The organism is Streptomyces sp. NPDC056987 (assembly GCF_042673865.1).
In the GTDB taxonomy this organism is placed as follows: Bacteria; Actinomycetota; Actinomycetes; order Streptomycetales; family Streptomycetaceae; genus Streptomyces.
Genome location: NZ_JBHURV010000004.1, coordinates 14,169 through 29,333, shown reverse-complemented (window position 1 = coordinate 29,333; position 15,165 = coordinate 14,169). Strand labels below are relative to the sequence as shown.

The window sequence follows — 15,165 nt, the reverse complement described above, 5'->3', positions numbered from 1 at the left end:
GGGCGCCCGGCTCACCACGAGCCGGGCGCCCCTCGTCCGTCCTGTCCTCCCCGCGGTCAGCGGTGGGTGCGCAGCAGCGTCCGCATCGTGCGCATCGCGACCGACAGGTTCGCCAGGTCGAACGCGTCCGAGCCCTGGATCTCGTCGAGCGTGGCACGGGAGCGGCTCAGGATCGCGGCGTTCTTCCGCTCCCACGCCTCGAACCGCTCCTCGGGCGTCGCGCTGCCGTCACCCACCGTCAGGACGTCCGACGTCAGGCCGGCATGCGCCGCGTACAGGTCCTCGCGGATCGAGGCGCGAGCCATGGACTGCCAGCGGTCGGCCCGCGGCAGCTCCACGATCCGGTCCATGAGCCGGCTGATCCGCAGCCGGTCGCCGAGGTCGTAGTACACCTCGGCGACGGCCAGCGGGTCCTGCTCCGTACGGTCCGCGATGGCGACGATGTCGAGCGCCGGGAAGACGGACGAGAACCCGGCGACCCGCAGGGCCAGCTCCTCGGGGACCCCGGCATCGGTCAGCTCCGCGAGGATGGCCTGGTACCACTCCAGCTCCGGGCCGCGCAGCATCGTCGGGAGCTGGGCCCAGACCCGCTCGACGCCCGCCGCGAAGAACTCGATCGTCCCCGCGATCTCCAGCGGCTGCGGCCGGTTGCCCAGCAGCCAGCGTGTGCCGCGCTCGACGAGCCGGCGCGAGTGGAGCCTGATCCGGGTCTGGACGTCCGCCGGGACCTGGTTGTCCAGCGCCTCGACGGCGTCCCACACCCCGTTCAGCCCGAAGATCTCCCGGGCCGCGGCCTGCGCCCGTACGATCTCCTCGGTCGACGCGCCGGTCTCCTCGCGCAGCCGGTGCAGGAAGGTCGAACCGCCGGTGTTGACGGTGTCGTTGACCAGGACCGTCGTGATGATCTCGCGGCGCAGCGCGTGTGCCTCGATCTGTTCGGCGAACTGCTCCCGGAGCTGCTGCGGGAAGTACGCGTACAGCAGCGAGCGCAGGCTCGGGTCGTCCGGCAGCTCGGTGTGGATCAGCTCCTCCGCCGCCGTGATCTTGGTGTAGGCGAGCAGCACGGCGAGTTCGGGCTGGGAGAGGCCCTTGCCGGAGTTGAGGAGTTCCCGGATCTGGCGGTCGGCGGGGAGGAATTCCAGCGCCCGGTCGAGGTGTCCGTCGCGGACCAGCCGGCGCATGAAGCGCTGGTGGGCGTGGAGGAGGGAGGGCGCCTGCGCCTGGGCGTTGGCGAGCGCGGTGTTCTGCGCGTAGTTGTTGCGCAGGACGAGCGCGCCGACCTCGTCGGTCATCTCGGCGAGGAGCTTGTTGCGCTGCTTGACGGTCATGTCCCCTTCGGTGACGAGACCGTTGAGCAGGATCTTGATGTTCACCTCGTGGTCGGAGGTGTCCACGCCCGCGCTGTTGTCGATGGCGTCGGTGTTGACGTCGCCGCCCGCGCCGCCCGCGCCGCGCCGGGCGAACTCGATCCGGCCGAGCTGGGTCAGCCCCAGGTTGCCGCCCTCGCCGACGACCTTGACCCGCAGGTCCTCGCCGTTGACGCGGATCGCGTCGTTGGCCTTGTCGCCGACGTCCGCGTCCGTCTCGGTGGACGCCTTCACGTACGTACCGATCCCGCCGTTCCACAGCAGGTCGACCGGGGCCTGGAGGATCGTCCTCATCAGCTCGGCGGGGGTCAGCTTGGTGATGCCGGGCTCGATGCCGAGGGCCTCGCGGACATGCGCGTTGACGGGGATCGACTTGGCCGTACGGGGGTGGATCCCGCCGCCCGGGGAGAGCAGCCCCTTGTCGTAGTCGGCCCAGGAGGAGCGCGGCAGCTCGAAGAGCCGGCGGCGCTCGGCGTACGAGGTGGCCGCGTCGGGGCGCGGGTCGAGGAAGATGTGCCGGTGGTCGAAGGCCGCGACCAGCCGGATGTGCTCGGAGAGCAGCATGCCGTTGCCGAAGACGTCACCGGACATGTCGCCGACGCCGACGACGGTGAAGTCCTCGGTCTGGGTGTCGTGGCCGTGCTCGCGGAAGTGCCGCTTCACGGACTCCCAGGCACCGCGGGCCGTGATGCCCATGCCCTTGTGGTCGTAGCCCGCGCTGCCGCCGGAGGCGAACGCGTCCCCGAGCCAGAAATCGTAGGAGACCGCGACGTCGTTGGCGATGTCGGAGAAGCTGGCGGTGCCCTTGTCGGCGGCGACGACGAGATACGTGTCGTCCCCGTCGTGGCGTACGACATCGGCGGGCGGCACGACCTCGCCGGCGACCATGTTGTCCGTGATGTCGAGCAGCGCCGAGATGAAGACCTTGTACGAGGCGATGCCCTCGGCGAGCCAGGCGTCCCGGTCGGCGGCCGGGTCGGGCAGCTGCTTGGCGACGAAGCCGCCCTTGGCGCCGACCGGCACGATCACGGTGTTCTTGACCATCTGCGCCTTGACCAGGCCGAGGATCTCCGTACGGAAGTCCTCCCGCCGGTCCGACCAGCGCAGCCCGCCGCGGGCGACCTTGCCGAAGCGCAGGTGGACCCCCTCGACGCGCGGGGAGTAGACCCAGATCTCGTAGGCGGGGCGGGGCGCGGGGAGGTCGGGGATGGCCTGCGGGTCGAACTTCATCGACACGTAGCGGTGCTGCTCGCCGCTGCTGGTCCGCTGGAAGAAGTTGGTCCGCAGCGTGGCCTTGATGAGGGTGAGGAAGGAGCGCAGGATCCGGTCCTCGTCCAGGCTCGCGACCTGGTCGAGGGCGCCGTCCAGCTCCTCCAGCATGGCCTCCGTCAGCTCCGTGCCGGCGCGCTGGCGGCCGGGCGACATGCGGGCCTCGAAGAGGGAGATCAGCAGCCGGGTGGTGTGCACGTTGGAGCGGAGGGTGTCCTCCATGTACTCCTGGCTGAAGGTCGATCCCGACTGGCGCAGGTACTTGGCGTAGGCGCGCAGCACCATCGCCTGGCGCCAGTCCAGACCGGCCCGCAGGACGAGGGAGTTGAAGCCGTCGTTCTCCGCGGCTCCGGTCCACACCGCGGCGAAGGCGTGCTGGAAGCGCTCGCGGTCGTCCTCGGTGAGGTAGTCGCCGCCGCCGGTGCCGCCCTGGGGCAGCCGCAGGCCGAAGTCGTAGATCCAGGCGTGGGTACGGTCCGTGCAGCGCAGCTCGTACGGCCGCTCGTCGACGACCTCGACACCGAGCCGCTGGAGCACGGGGAGGACGGCGGAGAGGGAGACCTGCTCGCCGGTGCGGTAGATCTTGAAGCGCCGCTCGCCGGGGCCCGCGCCGACCGGCTCGTACAGGGAGAGGGAGAAGTCCTTCTCCTTCTGGTCGAGCGCTTCGAGGTGGACCAGGTCGGCGACCGCGGCCCGCGGGGAGTGGTCGGCCTTGTAGCCCTCGGGGAAGGCGCTGCCGTACTTGCGGAGCAGTTCGGCGGCGCGCTCCTCGCCGCATTCGGCGTTCAGCGCCTCGCCGAACGCGTCGGCCCAGGAGCGGGCCGCGGCCACGAGGCGGGCCTCGATCCGGTCCGTGTCGGCGTCGGTGAGCTTGGCCAGCTCGGTGCCCCGGGGGACCCGGACGACGAAGTGCAGCCGGGAGAGGATCGATTCTGTGTTCCACGCGGTGAAGTCGACGCTGGTGCCGCCCAGCTCCTCCTTGAGGATGTCGACCAGCCGCAGCCGGACCCCGGTGGTGTAGCGGTCGCGGGGCAGGTAGACGAGGGCGGAGTAGTAGCGCCCGTACTCGTCCTGGCGGAGGTAGAGCCGCAGCCTGCGGCGCTCCTGGAGGTAGAGCACGCTGGTGACGATGGAGCGCAGTTCGTCGACGGGCGTCTGGAACAGCTCGTCGCGCGGGTAGGTCTCCAGGATCTGGAGCAGGTCGCGGCCGTCGTGGCTGTTGGGCGAGAAGCCGGCGCCCTCCAGGACCTCGGCGACCTTGCGCCGGATCACCGGGACCCGGCGGACGGACTCGGTGTACGCGGCCGAGGAGAACAGCCCGAGGAAGCGGCGCTCACCGACGACGTTGCCCTTGTCGTCGAACTTCTTCACCCCGACGTAGTCGAGATAGCTGGGCCGGTGGACCGTGGCGCGGCTGTTGGCCTTGGTGAGGATCAGCAGCTTGTGCTCGCGGGCCTTGGCCCGGGCGTCGGCGGGCAGCCGGCTGAAGGAGGGACTGACCGGGTGGTCGTCGTCGGCGCCGTGGTGCGGGTCGGAGCGCAGCACGCCGAGTCCGGTGCCGGGGACGGCGGACAGGGCGTCGCTGTCCGTCAGTTGGTACTCGCGGTAGCCGAGGAAGGTGAAGTGGTCGGCGGCGAGCCAGCGCAGCAGCTCGCGGGCCTCCTCGACCTCCTGTTCGCGCAGGTCGTCCGCGGTCGGCTCGCCGGGCAGCTCCTCGGCGATGCGCAGCGCGGCCTCGCGCATCTTCTCCCAGTCCTCGACGGTCTCGCGGACGTCGGACAGGATGCGCAGCAGGTCGGCGGTCATCTGCCGGAGGTCGGCGCGGTCGCTCTCGCGGTCCACCTCGACATGGATCCAGGACTCGGTGAGCGCGTCGTGGGGGCGCTCGGCCGAGGCGCCGATCCCTTCGGGGAGCACCTCGATCAGCTTGCCGGTGACATCACGGCGCACGGTGATCTGAGGGTGGATCACGACGTGGATGCCGCGGCCCTGCCGGGAGAGTTCGTTGGTGACGGAGTCCACGAGGAAGGGCATGTCGTCGGTGACGACCTCCACCACGGAGTGGCTGCACGTCCAGCCGTTCTCCTCGACCGTGGGGGTGTGGACCCGTACGCTCGCCGTTCCCTGCGGGCGGTTCCCGGCGAGCCGGTAGTGCGAGAGCGCGGCGCCGAGGACATCGGTGGAGTCGCGGCCCGCGAGGTCCTCCGGGGCCGTGTGCAGGTAGTAGCGCTGGAGGTACGCGAGAACCGCGGCGCGGTCGGCGCCGTCCCCGTCCCCGTGCCGGGCGTCACCTGGACCGCCGCTTGGCCCGGTGCCGTCGGGCCCGGCGGCGTCCGCGTCCTTCCGGAGGCCGCCCCCCAGCCCCCCGGCACCTCCCACCGGGCTGTTCTCAGCGGCCCGGGCCGCCTGTTCGAGCAGCTCGGCCTTGGCTTCGTCCAGCTTGGTCTGCATGTCCTCTGGCTCCTGTCGCGCGCCGTTGCGTGACGTAGGTGAAGGAAGCGACACAACGCCACGACGCGGGGTTTCCGGTCTGGGTCGACGTTATGCCGCGATGAGAGATGTCCGGGGCCTTATTGACCAATTCTGGCAGTCGTCCCGCGTCCGCTGCCGCGACCGGCGGACGACGCCGACGTGGTTCATGTCCCGGGTGAGCGGCGGTCGCCCGGGCGCGCTGGCGCTCCGGGCGCAGGCCGGGGGCTTCGCTGCCCCCACGGCGTATCGCGCTGATCACGGGCACAAGGCTATCGCCCTCCACCCAGGCTCCGTCATGAGCCGCTTGTGTACAAATGCAAGGCTCCGAATTGGCCACTTCGGACAGGCCCAGGGGGTGGCCCGGGGGGACACGGGCGGCCCTCTCGCGCGGTCTCACGGACGGGGACGACACGGATGGGCAGACTGGTCGAGAGGTGGACAGACCGCCCCATCCTTCCCGGGAGCAGCCATGGCAGCCAAGGTCCTGATCGTCACCGGCGACGCCGCCGAGTCCCTCGAAGTCCTCTATCCGTACCAGCGCCTGCGCGAGGAGGGGTACGAGGTCCATATCGCCGCTCCTTCCCGGAAGAAGCTCCGGTTCGTGGTCCATGACTTCGAACCGGGCTTCGACACCTACACCGAGAAGCCCGGTTACACCTTCCCCGCCGACCTGGCGTTCTCCGAGGTCGACCCGACGGAGTACGCGGCCCTGGTCGTCCCGGGCGGCCGGGCCCCCGAATACCTGCGCGGCGACGCGGAGCTGCGCAAGATCCTCAAGTCCTTCTTCGACGCGGACAAACCGGTGGCGCAGATCTGCCACGGCCCGCTGCTCACGGCGGCGATCGGTGAACTCGCCGGCCGCAGGGTCACGGCCTATCCGGCGCTGGAGATCGACATGCAGTCGGCGGGAGCGACCTTCCAGGACGCGGAGGCGGTGGTGGACGGCACCCTGATCTCCTCCCGCGCCTGGCCCGACCACCCGGCCTGGATGCGCGCGTTCCTCACCGTGCTGCGCGCGAAGGCCCCGGTGGCCTGAGGCCAGTCGTTCGGATCAGGCCGGATCGGGCCCTGGACAGGCTGCCGCGAAGTCCCGTGGGCGGGCCCGGGAGGGCTATGCCGACTCCCGGGCGAGCGCCACCGCTTCCTCCAGGGTGTCCACGACCGGGACGCCCACCGCCTCCAGAGTGGCCCGGCTGTTGCAGCCGCCGGTGTAGAGCACGGCGCGTGCCCCCACATGCGCCGCCGCCACCGCGTCGTCGACCGCGTCGCCGATCACCACCGTACGGTCGGCGGATATCCTTCCGGACCCCACGCCCGCCCCGGACCCCACGCCCACCCCTGCCCCCACGCCCGACCGGGCCAGTGCGGCCAGATGGCGCTCCAGATGCAGGGCCTTGCTGCCGCCCGACGGGCCCCTGCGGCCGTCGACCCGCAGGAAGTGGCGCTCGATCCCGAAGCCCCGCACCGTCGGGACGAGGTGTTCGTGCCCGTACATACTCAGCAGCGACTGGCTGCCGCCCGCGAGCGCCCACCCCGCGAGCAGTTCCTCGACGCCGCGCGTCAGCCCGCATGCGTCGCGCCGCTCCGTGTAGTGGCGGTGGAACGTCTCGTCCATGACGACCCACTCGGCGTCGCTCGGCAGGCGCCCCATGAGCCGCTCGTAGAAGCGCGGGATGGGCACGCAGTACAGCTCCCGGTAGCGGTCGAGCGTGATCGGCGCCAGCCCTATCTCCGCGAAGGCCGCGTTGGTCGCCCCGATGACCGCGCGCATGTCGTCGAGGATCGTGCCGTTCCAGTCCCACACCAGGTGCGTGTTCTGCTTCCCCATGCCCAGAACCGTACCGGGCGGGTCTGACAACGCCCCTCGGCAGTCAGGCGGTCAGGCACTCAGGCGATCAGGTTCGGGATCTCCTGGATCCCGAACCAGAGCAGTTCGTGGTCCTCCGCGCCGTCGACCGTGAACCGCGCGTCGTCGTCCCCGTGGTCCGCGGCGCCCAGCGCCGCCGCCGCTGCCGTCACATCGGCGTCCGCGTCGTCGGAGTCCACATGCACCGCCGCCGCCTTCGTCAGCGCGATCGCCGCCGCGATCCGCACCTCGCCGAGCGAGGAGGCGTCCAGCCGGAGGTCGGGGTCGGAGACGGCCTCCCGGTCCGGTACGTCCGCCGCGACGACCACCCGGCGGCGGGCCGCGGCCGGATCCGCGGCGATCAGCCGCAGCGAGGCGGCGGCGGCCCGGTTGAGCGCGGCGTACTCCAGTTCCTCGATGTCGTCCGAGACGTACCACTCCCGCAGCCCCGGCGTGACCGCGTACGCCGTCAGCGGTCCGGGCCCCAGCTCACCCGTCTTGTGCGCCTCTGCGAGACCGGGCAGCGTCAGGGGGACGTAGACACGCATGGCATGGCCGCTTTCGTCGACGGGAGAACACCTAAGGATACGTGGACCCGTCCCTCTTCGGGGTGACGCTGATGGGGCTCCCAGACGTCCACCGGGAACCGTGCGCACCCGCGCCACCAGGCCCCGCGCCGCCCGGCGATCACCCGGATAGGTGATTTCACCGCCTCGTGTCCCGCCCGCGCCCCCTCCTTGCGGCGTTACCCCAAGGGCCCGTAAAAGGTCCCCCAACAGAAGTTACCGACCGGTATCCGACCGGGCGGGCAGAACGGGGGCGATCTGCGTGAACAGGACCACTTCCTCCACTCCCTCCAGCGCCATCACCACCGGGTCCAGGCCGCCGGGCCGCCGCGATCCGCGCAGGCCCGGCGCCGTACGTCCGCAGCGGCGCCGGCACGTCCCGCCGCACGAGCTGTTCGCGGAGCGACTGCTCGCCGTCCTCAGCGGCCACCGGCCCGTGCACTGGATGCTCGGCCAGACCGTCGGCGAGGCGTACGAACAGCTCGTCCGGCTCGCGCCGGGCACCCCACTCAGGGCCAGGGGCGTCCGCCCGGTGATCCGCACCTGCCGCTACTCCCAGCCGAGGCCCGGCGTGCTTGAGGCATCCGCCAGTATCGCCGCGGGCGAGCAGGTCCGCGCCCTGGCCTTCCGGCTGGAGCGGAGCACCGATCTGCGCTGGCGCTGCGCCGCGGTCGAGGTCGGCGGAGAACGTGTCACCACCGACGCGTGATCCCCGGCCCATGACCACCCGCCCCATGACCACCCACCCCGCGACCGCCCGGCCCTCCCGCGACGGCGAAGGGCCGGGGCGCGCACCACGTGTGTGCGCGCCCCGGCCCCTGCGGCGGTGGGCGGTCCGGGCGGCGGCCCGGCCCCTCGCCCTACTTCTTGCGGCGGCGTCCGCTGGGCGCGCTCTTCTGCGCCTTGCGGCGCTCGGCCCGCGTCATCCCGTCCGACGTGGAGCGCGTCGGACCCTCCGCGCTCTGGAAGTCACCCTCGACGATGCCGCCCTCGCCGTCCACCGTGGGGGCCGAGAAGTGCAGCCGGTCGGGCCGCTGCGGCGCTTCGAGCCCCTTCGCGCGGATCTCCGGACGCGCGGTGCCCGCGGGGACCGCGTCCTCCTTCTTGTCGAGCGACGTGCGCTCGGCGGAGTCCTGCACCGGGACCTCCTCGACCTGCTGCTCGACCTGGACCTCCAGGTTGAACAGGTAGCCGACGGACTCCTCCTTGATGCCCTCCATCATGGCGTTGAACATGTCGAAGCCCTCGCGCTGGTACTCAACCAGCGGGTCCTTCTGGGCCATCGCCCGCAGGCCGATGCCCTCCTGGAGGTAGTCCATCTCGTAGAGGTGCTCACGCCACTTGCGGTCCAGGACGGAGAGCACCACGCGGCGCTCCAGCTCACGCATGATGTCCGAGCCGAGCTGGTTCTCCCGCTCCTCGTACTGGGCGTAGATGTCGTCCTTGATGGACTCCGAGATGAACTCGGCGGTGATCCCGGCGCGGTCGCCCGCCGCGTCCTCCAGCTCGTCGACGGTGACCTTCGTCGGGTAGAGCTGCTTGAAGGCGCCCCACAGCCGGTCCAGGTCCCACTCCTCGGCGAAGCCCTCGACGGTCTCCGCCTGGATGTACGCGTCGATCGTGTCGTCCATGAAGTGGCGCACCTGCTCCTGCAGGTCCTCACCCTCCAGGACGCGGCGGCGCTCGCCGTAGATGACCTCGCGCTGCCGGCTCAGGACCTCGTCGTACTTCAGGACGTTCTTACGGGTCTCGAAGTTCTGCTGCTCGACCTGGGACTGCGCGGAGGCGATGGCGCGCGTCACCATCTTGTTCTCGATGGGGACGTCGTCCGGCACGTTCGCCATGGACATCACACGCTCGACCATCTGGGCCTTGAAGAGCCGCATCAGGTCGTCGCCGAGCGACAGGTAGAAGCGGGACTCGCCCGGGTCGCCCTGACGGCCGGAGCGGCCGCGGAGCTGGTTGTCGATACGGCGCGACTCGTGGCGCTCGGTGCCCAGGACGTAGAGCCCGCCCAGCTCCTTGACCTCCTCGAACTCCGCCTTGACGGCCTGCTCGGCCTTCTCCAGCGCGGCGGGCAGCGCCGCCGACCACTCCTCGACGTGCTCGACGGGGTCCAGGCCGCGCTGCCGCAGCTCCGCCTCCGCCAGGTCGTCGGGGTTGCCGCCGAGCTTGATGTCCGTACCACGGCCGGCCATGTTCGTCGCGACGGTGACGGCGCCCTTGCGGCCCGCCTGGGCGACGATCGTCGCCTCGCGGTCGTTCTGCTTGGCGTTCAGCACCTCGTGCTGCACACCGCGCTTGCTGAGCTGCTGCGAGAGGTACTCGGACTTCTCGACGGAGGTCGTGCCGACCAGGATGGGCTGGCCCTTCTCGTGCTTCTCCGCGATGTCGTCCACGACCGCCGCGAACTTGGCGACCTCGGTGCGGTAGATCAGGTCGGACTGGTCCATGCGGACCATCGGCCGGTTCGTCGGGATCGGCACGACGCCCAGCTTGTAGATCTGGTGGAACTCGGCGGCCTCGGTCATGGCCGTACCGGTCATACCGGAGAGCTTGCCGTAGAGGCGGAAGAAGTTCTGCAGTGTGATCGTGGCGAGGGTCTGGTTCTCGTCCTTGATGTCCACCCCTTCCTTCGCCTCGATCGCCTGGTGCATGCCCTCGTTGTAGCGGCGGCCGGCGAGGATACGGCCGGTGTGCTCGTCGACGATCATGACTTCGCCGTCCATGACGACGTAGTCCTTGTCGTTCTTGAACAGCTCCTTGGCCTTGATCGCGTTGTTCAGATAACCGACGAGCGGGGTGTTCACCGACTCGTACAGGTTGTCGATGCCGAGCCAGTCCTCGACCTTGGCGACCCCGGGCTCGTGGATCGCGACCGTGCGCTTCTTCTCGTCGACCTCGTAGTCGCCGGTCTCCTCGATGCCCTTGAGCGGGTTGCCCGCCTCACCCCTGGTGAGGCGCCTGACCAGCTTGGCGAAGTCGCCGTACCACTTCGTGGCCTGGTCCGCGGGGCCGGAGATGATCAGCGGCGTACGGGCCTCGTCGACCAGGATCGAGTCGACCTCGTCGACCACGGCGAAGTTGTGGCCGCGCTGGACCAGCTCGTCCTTGGACCACGCCATGTTGTCGCGCAGGTAGTCGAAGCCGAACTCGTTGTTCGTGCCGTACGTGATGTCGCACGCGTACTGCTCACGGCGCTGCGCGGGCGACATGTTCGCCATGATGCAGCCGACCTTGAGGCCCAGGAAGTTGTGGACGCGGCCCATCAGCTCGGAGTCGCGCTCGGCCAGGTAGTCGTTCACCGTGATCAGGTGGACGCCCTTGCCGGACAGCGCGTTCAGATACGCGGGCAGCGTGCCGACGAGGGTCTTGCCCTCACCGGTCTTCATCTCCGCGACATAGCCGAGGTGCAGCGCGGCGCCACCCATGAGCTGTACGTCGTAGTGACGCTGGCCGAGGACGCGCTTGGCCGCCTCACGGACGGTCGCGAACGCCTCGGGAAGCAGGTCGTCCAGGCTCTCTCCATCGGCGTACCGCTCTTTGTACTCGGCGGTGAGCGCCCGCAACTCGGCGTCGGAGAGGCTGACGAAGTCCTCTTCGATAGAGTTGACCTGGTCCGCGATGCGGTGCAGTTTGCGCAGGATCTTGCCTTCGCCTGCACGCATGAGCTTGTTGAAGACGGACACTGAGGCTGGTCTCCTTGCCGGTCGGGCCTGGCACGTGGGTCGGAATCGGACACGGGCGCGGGCACGGCAGGCGGGCCCCACCGCAACGGCCATCGTAAGCGAGGACTCGGCCACGCCGGGAGGCCGCCGCCACGCGGGTCTGCCGCCGCCCGCATATATGAACGCGCGGGACCCGCGGAAGGTGCCGGTGCGACCGGAAAAGCATTCGTCCCGGATCTCCCGGATCAGCAGAATCCGCCCATGGAACCCGTCACGCTCACCACCGAGCGCCTGCTGCTGCGCGCCCTCACACCCGACGACATCGACGCCGTGCACGCGATCTGCCAGGACCCCGGCATACAGCGCTGGATCTCCCTCCCCACCCCGTACGAACGCGAGCACGCCGAACACTTCGTCGAGCGGCTGGCGGCGGACGGCTGGCGCTCCGGGACCATCTGCACCTTCGGCGTCCTGCCCCTCGGCGGCGGTCCCCTCCTGGGCGCCGTCAACACACACCGCCAGACCGGCACCTGGGAGATCGGCTACTGGACGGCGAAGGAACACCGCGGACGCGGCTACACCACGGAAGCCGTGGCGGCCGTGGCCCGCTGGGCCTTCACCGCCCTGGGCGCGCAGCGGCTGGAGTGGCGCGCCGAGGTCGGCAACGGGGGCTCACGGGCCGTCGCCGAGAAGGCCGGTTTCGTGATGGAGGGCGTGCTCCGCGCGGCCCTCCTCCAGCGGGACACCCTGCGGGACGCCTGGGTCGGCTCCCTCCTCCCCTCGGACCTGCGGCTGCCCGGCACCCACCCGTACCTGCCCGCGCGGAGCTGAGCCTCCGGCCTCCCGGGCCCGTTGTCAGTGCCGCCGTCTATCGTGCGGACCATGACGACTGTGCCGCCCGCCACCGCCGAGCTGTCCGCCGACGAGGCCCGCCGTATCGCGCTGCGCGCCCAGGGATTCCTCGGCGCGCCCGACCGGCGCGGCGGCGTCCGGGGGGTGCTGCGCCATCTCGGCGCCGTCCAGCTGGACACGATCTCGGTGCTCGCCCGGTCGCACGAGCTGATTCCGTACGCACGGCTGGGCGGGGTGGGCCGCAGGACGGTCGAGGACGCCTACTGGACGCCGCCCGCGCCCGGCGGAGGGTCGCCGGCCGAGCCGCACGCCTTCGAGTACTGGTCCCACGCGGCCTGCGTGCTGCCCATCGAGGAGTGGCCGCACTTCGCCTTCCGCCGCCGCGCCTACCGCGCCCGCCCGCAGTGGTACCACGAGCTGGCGGACGGGGCGTACGACGCGGTGATCAAGCAGCTGCGCACGGAGGGCCCGCTGACCGCCACGGAGCTGGGCGGCGCCAAGAACGGCGGGCCGTGGTGGGACTGGTCCGAGGCGAAGGTCGCCGTGGAGCGCGCGCTGATGTACGGCGAGGTGGTGTGCACCGGCCGGCGGAGCTGGAAGCGGGTGTACGACCTCGCGGAGCGCGCCGTCCCCGCCGCCCTCCTCCATGACGACCTGGACGACACGGAGTGCCTGCGCCGCCTGGTGGCGCTCGCGGGGCAGTCGCTGGGGGTGGGGACGCGCGCCGACATCGCGGACTACCACCGCCTCAAGGGCGAGCAGGTCGACGCGGTGATCGCGGATTCGGGGCTGGTGCCGGTGAGCGTCGAGGGCTGGGCGAAGCCCGCCTGGGCGGACCCGGCGGCGCTAGCCACCACCCCGCGCGGCCGGCACCGTACGACGCTGCTGTCGCCGTTCGACTCCCTCATCTGGGAGCGGGCCCGCACCGAGCGGATCTTCGGCTTCACCCACCGGCTGGAGGCGTACGTCCCCAAGCCGAAGCGGATATACGGGTACTTCGCGATGCCGCTGCTCTCCGGTGGCCGGCTGCTCGGCCGCGTCGACCCGGCGCGCGAGGGGAAGACACTGGTGGCCAAGCAGGTCTCCCTGGACACCCCGAAGGGCGTCTCCCCCATGGCGACGGCGCTGCGGGAGGCGGCGGAATGGGTCGGCTGCTCGGACGTACGGGTGGAGCGCGTCGACCCGCCCGAGCTGCGCGGCCCGCTGGCCCGGGCGCTCACCGACGCGGCGTGACGGGCGGGCGCGGACGCAGGGTCAGCGGATTTCGAGGATCTTCTCGCGCATCGCGTAGACCACGGCCTCCATCCTGGAGTGGAGCTGGAGCTTCTCCAGGATGTTGCGGACGTGGTTCTTCACGGTGTTCTCCGAGATGAACAGCTCCTTGGCGATGTCCCGGTTGTTCATGCCCGTGGCCACCAGCTTCAGGACCTCCAGCTCGCGCTCGGTCAGCCGGGGCGCCGGCACGAGCCTGCGCTCGTCGGTGCGCTGGATCATCGACTTGAACTCGGTGAGCAGCTTGGACGCCATGGACGGGCTGATCTGCGACTGGCCGTCGGCCACGGCGCGGATCGCGGTGGCGACCTCGTCGGTGGAGATCTCCTTGAGGAGATAGCCGGTGGCGCCCGCCTTGATCGCGTCGTAGAGGTCGGCCTCCTCGTCGCTGATCGTCAGCATGATGATCTTGGCGCTGGGGGCCACCTCCTTGATGGAGGTGCACGCCTCGATGCCGCCGCGCTTGGGCATCCTGACGTCCATCAGCACGATGTCGGGCAGCAGGTCCGCGGCCTTGTCGACGGCCTCGGCTCCGTCACCGGCCTCCCCGACGACCTGGATGTCCTCCTCCTGCGCGAGAACGATCTCCAGCCCGCGGCGGAAGAGCGCATGGTCGTCCACGACGAGGACCCGGATCGGCTCCGGCCGCGAGCCTCCCCGCTCCGCGTCGGCGTCGGACGCGGCGCCGCCGAGCGCGCCCCCGGCCCCACCGGCGTGATGCACCGGTCCGAAGCTGTCCGCCATCGTTCCCTCCCCCTGAAGGCCGGGGCCCGCATTCATGAGAGCCGGCCAACCGCAGTTCGCAGACCACTTGTTGGCGTGCGCCTCCATGATTTCATGCCCGCGCGGCCGAGGGGTCGTCCTCGGGACGCGCCGAGGCGCCCCCAGGGGCTCTACGAGCGCCCGGGGACACCATCGGGCGTAGGATTCCGGCCTCTTTTCCGGCTGAATTCCAGCGGTCCGACCGGTGTGCCGGCCGTACCGCCAGGTGTATCCGCCGCTCCGGCCGCCGGTGTCGGCCGCTCAGGAGGGTGTCATCCGTTCGGGACGTCTCGGCCGCCCAGGACGGTCTCAGCCGTTCGGGACGGTCTCAGCCGCCGAGTGCGCCACCGGCGCCGCCCGCCTCCGAGCCGGCCAGCGGGTCCGTCCTGAGATGAATGACGCCGTAGTCGTAGGCGTGGCGCCGGTAGACGACGCTGGGTTCCTTGGTGTCGGAATCGACGAAGAGATAGAAGTCGTGACCGACCAGCTCCATCTCGTAGAGCGCCTGATCGAGGGTCATCGGTGCGGCGACATGGGTCTTCTCACGAACCACCAGGGGGCCTTCGCCCTGCACCTCAAGCGTGCCGATCATGGTGGTCGGCACGGCGTCCCGGGCCTCCTGCGCCGCGGTCGCGCCGTTCGCGTTCAACTGGGCCACGCCAGGAACGACATCGACGACTTCGGCTGCCGACAACCGGCCGTTGCCCCGCCGGTTGTGACGCTTCTCGTGCTGTTTGCGCAGCCGCGCCTCCAACTTGCCCGTGGCCAGGTCGAGCGCCGCGTACGGATCGGCGGCCGCCGCCTCCGCACGGATCACGGGGCCCCGCGAATGAAGGGTGATCTCCACCCGGTCACTGCGATCGGCCTGCCGCGGATTCGGCTCCTTGGACACCTCGACATCGAGGCTGATCACCTTGGCGTCCAGCTTCTGGATCTTCTCCAGCTTCAGCTTCTCCGCCACGTGCTTGCGGAACCGCTCGGGCACCTCTGTCTTGCGGCCCTTGACGACGATGTCCACGCAGAACTCCGTTCCCGGATCACTCCGCCTCGCTGCGGAGTCACTCCTTGTTGCACCAGACCCCGGTAGTCAC

10 protein-coding genes are annotated in these 15,165 nt (G+C 70.6%); 4 read left to right on the top strand and 6 right to left on the bottom strand.

The genetic code is table 11. The features are described 5' to 3' along the window. Nucleotides 1–56: 56 nt before the first annotated feature. Nucleotides 57–5,087: an NAD-glutamate dehydrogenase gene (locus ACFTZC_RS06175; protein WP_382887329.1), complete on the bottom strand. Its 5,031-nt coding sequence runs from the start codon at nucleotides 5,085–5,087 to the stop codon at nucleotides 57–59. Nucleotides 5,088–5,577: 490 nt separating this feature from the next. Between ACFTZC_RS06175 and ACFTZC_RS06170 the strand changes: the two genes are divergently transcribed. Further along, nucleotides 5,578–6,144 (top strand): DJ-1/PfpI family protein, encoded by a 567-nt coding sequence (locus ACFTZC_RS06170; protein ID WP_382887327.1) that lies wholly within the window; start codon nucleotides 5,578–5,580, stop codon nucleotides 6,142–6,144. 75 nt (nucleotides 6,145–6,219) lie between these two features. On the opposite strand, the gene ACFTZC_RS06165 is transcribed toward ACFTZC_RS06170, so the two are convergent. Beyond that, nucleotides 6,220–6,936 carry an HAD family hydrolase gene (locus ACFTZC_RS06165; protein WP_382887325.1) on the bottom strand — a complete coding sequence of 239 codons (717 nt, stop codon included), beginning with the start codon at nucleotides 6,934–6,936 and terminating at the stop codon, nucleotides 6,220–6,222. 59 nt (nucleotides 6,937–6,995) lie between these two features. Next, the gene (locus ACFTZC_RS06160) at nucleotides 6,996–7,502 is read right to left on the bottom strand and encodes a DUF6912 family protein (RefSeq protein ID WP_382887322.1); all 507 of its coding nucleotides are present in this window, start codon (nucleotides 7,500–7,502) and stop codon (nucleotides 6,996–6,998) included. A 280-nt stretch (nucleotides 7,503–7,782) separates the two neighbouring features. Here ACFTZC_RS06160 and ACFTZC_RS06155 point away from each other — a divergent pair, with 280 nt between their 5' ends. Continuing rightward, entirely contained in the window at nucleotides 7,783–8,229 is a 447-nt protein-coding gene (locus ACFTZC_RS06155) for an Rv3235 family protein (protein ID WP_382887321.1), read from the top strand. A gap of 151 nt (nucleotides 8,230–8,380) precedes the next feature. Here ACFTZC_RS06155 and secA read toward each other — a convergent pair whose 3' ends face one another. Then, nucleotides 8,381–11,209, bottom strand: coding sequence for a preprotein translocase subunit SecA (secA, locus tag ACFTZC_RS06150; protein WP_382887320.1), 2,829 nt, complete (start codon nucleotides 11,207–11,209; stop codon nucleotides 8,381–8,383). Nucleotides 11,210–11,449: 240 nt separating this feature from the next. On the opposite strand from secA, the gene ACFTZC_RS06145 reads away from it, so the two are divergent. Then, a complete protein-coding gene (locus ACFTZC_RS06145) occupies nucleotides 11,450–12,019 on the top strand; it encodes a GNAT family N-acetyltransferase (protein WP_382887318.1) in 570 nt (189 codons plus the stop codon). A gap of 51 nt (nucleotides 12,020–12,070) precedes the next feature. Further along, a complete protein-coding gene (locus tag ACFTZC_RS06140; protein WP_382887316.1) occupies nucleotides 12,071–13,273 on the top strand; it encodes a winged helix-turn-helix domain-containing protein in 1,203 nt (400 codons plus the stop codon). Nucleotides 13,274–13,294: 21 nt separating this feature from the next. Here ACFTZC_RS06140 and ACFTZC_RS06135 read toward each other — a convergent pair whose 3' ends face one another. Further along, nucleotides 13,295–14,056, bottom strand: a complete 762-nt coding sequence (locus ACFTZC_RS06135) for a response regulator (protein ID WP_382887314.1) — start codon at nucleotides 14,054–14,056, stop codon at nucleotides 13,295–13,297. Between the two features lie 346 nt (nucleotides 14,057–14,402). Next, on the bottom strand, nucleotides 14,403–15,092 hold the full coding sequence (gene hpf, locus ACFTZC_RS06130) for a ribosome hibernation-promoting factor, HPF/YfiA family (RefSeq protein WP_382887312.1): 690 nt from the start codon (nucleotides 15,090–15,092) through the stop codon (nucleotides 14,403–14,405). Nucleotides 15,093–15,165: the final 73 nt, after the last annotated feature.

What these genes read in the sequence shown, in the direction of transcription:
- ACFTZC_RS06175 (WP_382887329.1), bottom strand. Translation starts at nt 5,087, where the DNA reads ATGCAGACCAAGCTGGACGAAGCCAAGGCCGAGCTGCTCGAACAGGCG.
- ACFTZC_RS06170 (WP_382887327.1), top strand. Translation starts at nt 5,578, where the DNA reads ATGGCAGCCAAGGTCCTGATCGTCACCGGCGACGCCGCCGAGTCCCTC.
- ACFTZC_RS06165 (WP_382887325.1), bottom strand. Translation starts at nt 6,936, where the DNA reads ATGGGGAAGCAGAACACGCACCTGGTGTGGGACTGGAACGGCACGATC.
- ACFTZC_RS06160 (WP_382887322.1), bottom strand. Translation starts at nt 7,502, where the DNA reads ATGCGTGTCTACGTCCCCCTGACGCTGCCCGGTCTCGCAGAGGCGCAC.
- ACFTZC_RS06145 (WP_382887318.1), top strand. Translation starts at nt 11,450, where the DNA reads ATGGAACCCGTCACGCTCACCACCGAGCGCCTGCTGCTGCGCGCCCTC.
- ACFTZC_RS06140 (WP_382887316.1), top strand. Translation starts at nt 12,071, where the DNA reads ATGACGACTGTGCCGCCCGCCACCGCCGAGCTGTCCGCCGACGAGGCC.
- ACFTZC_RS06135 (WP_382887314.1), bottom strand. Translation starts at nt 14,056, where the DNA reads ATGGCGGACAGCTTCGGACCGGTGCATCACGCCGGTGGGGCCGGGGGC.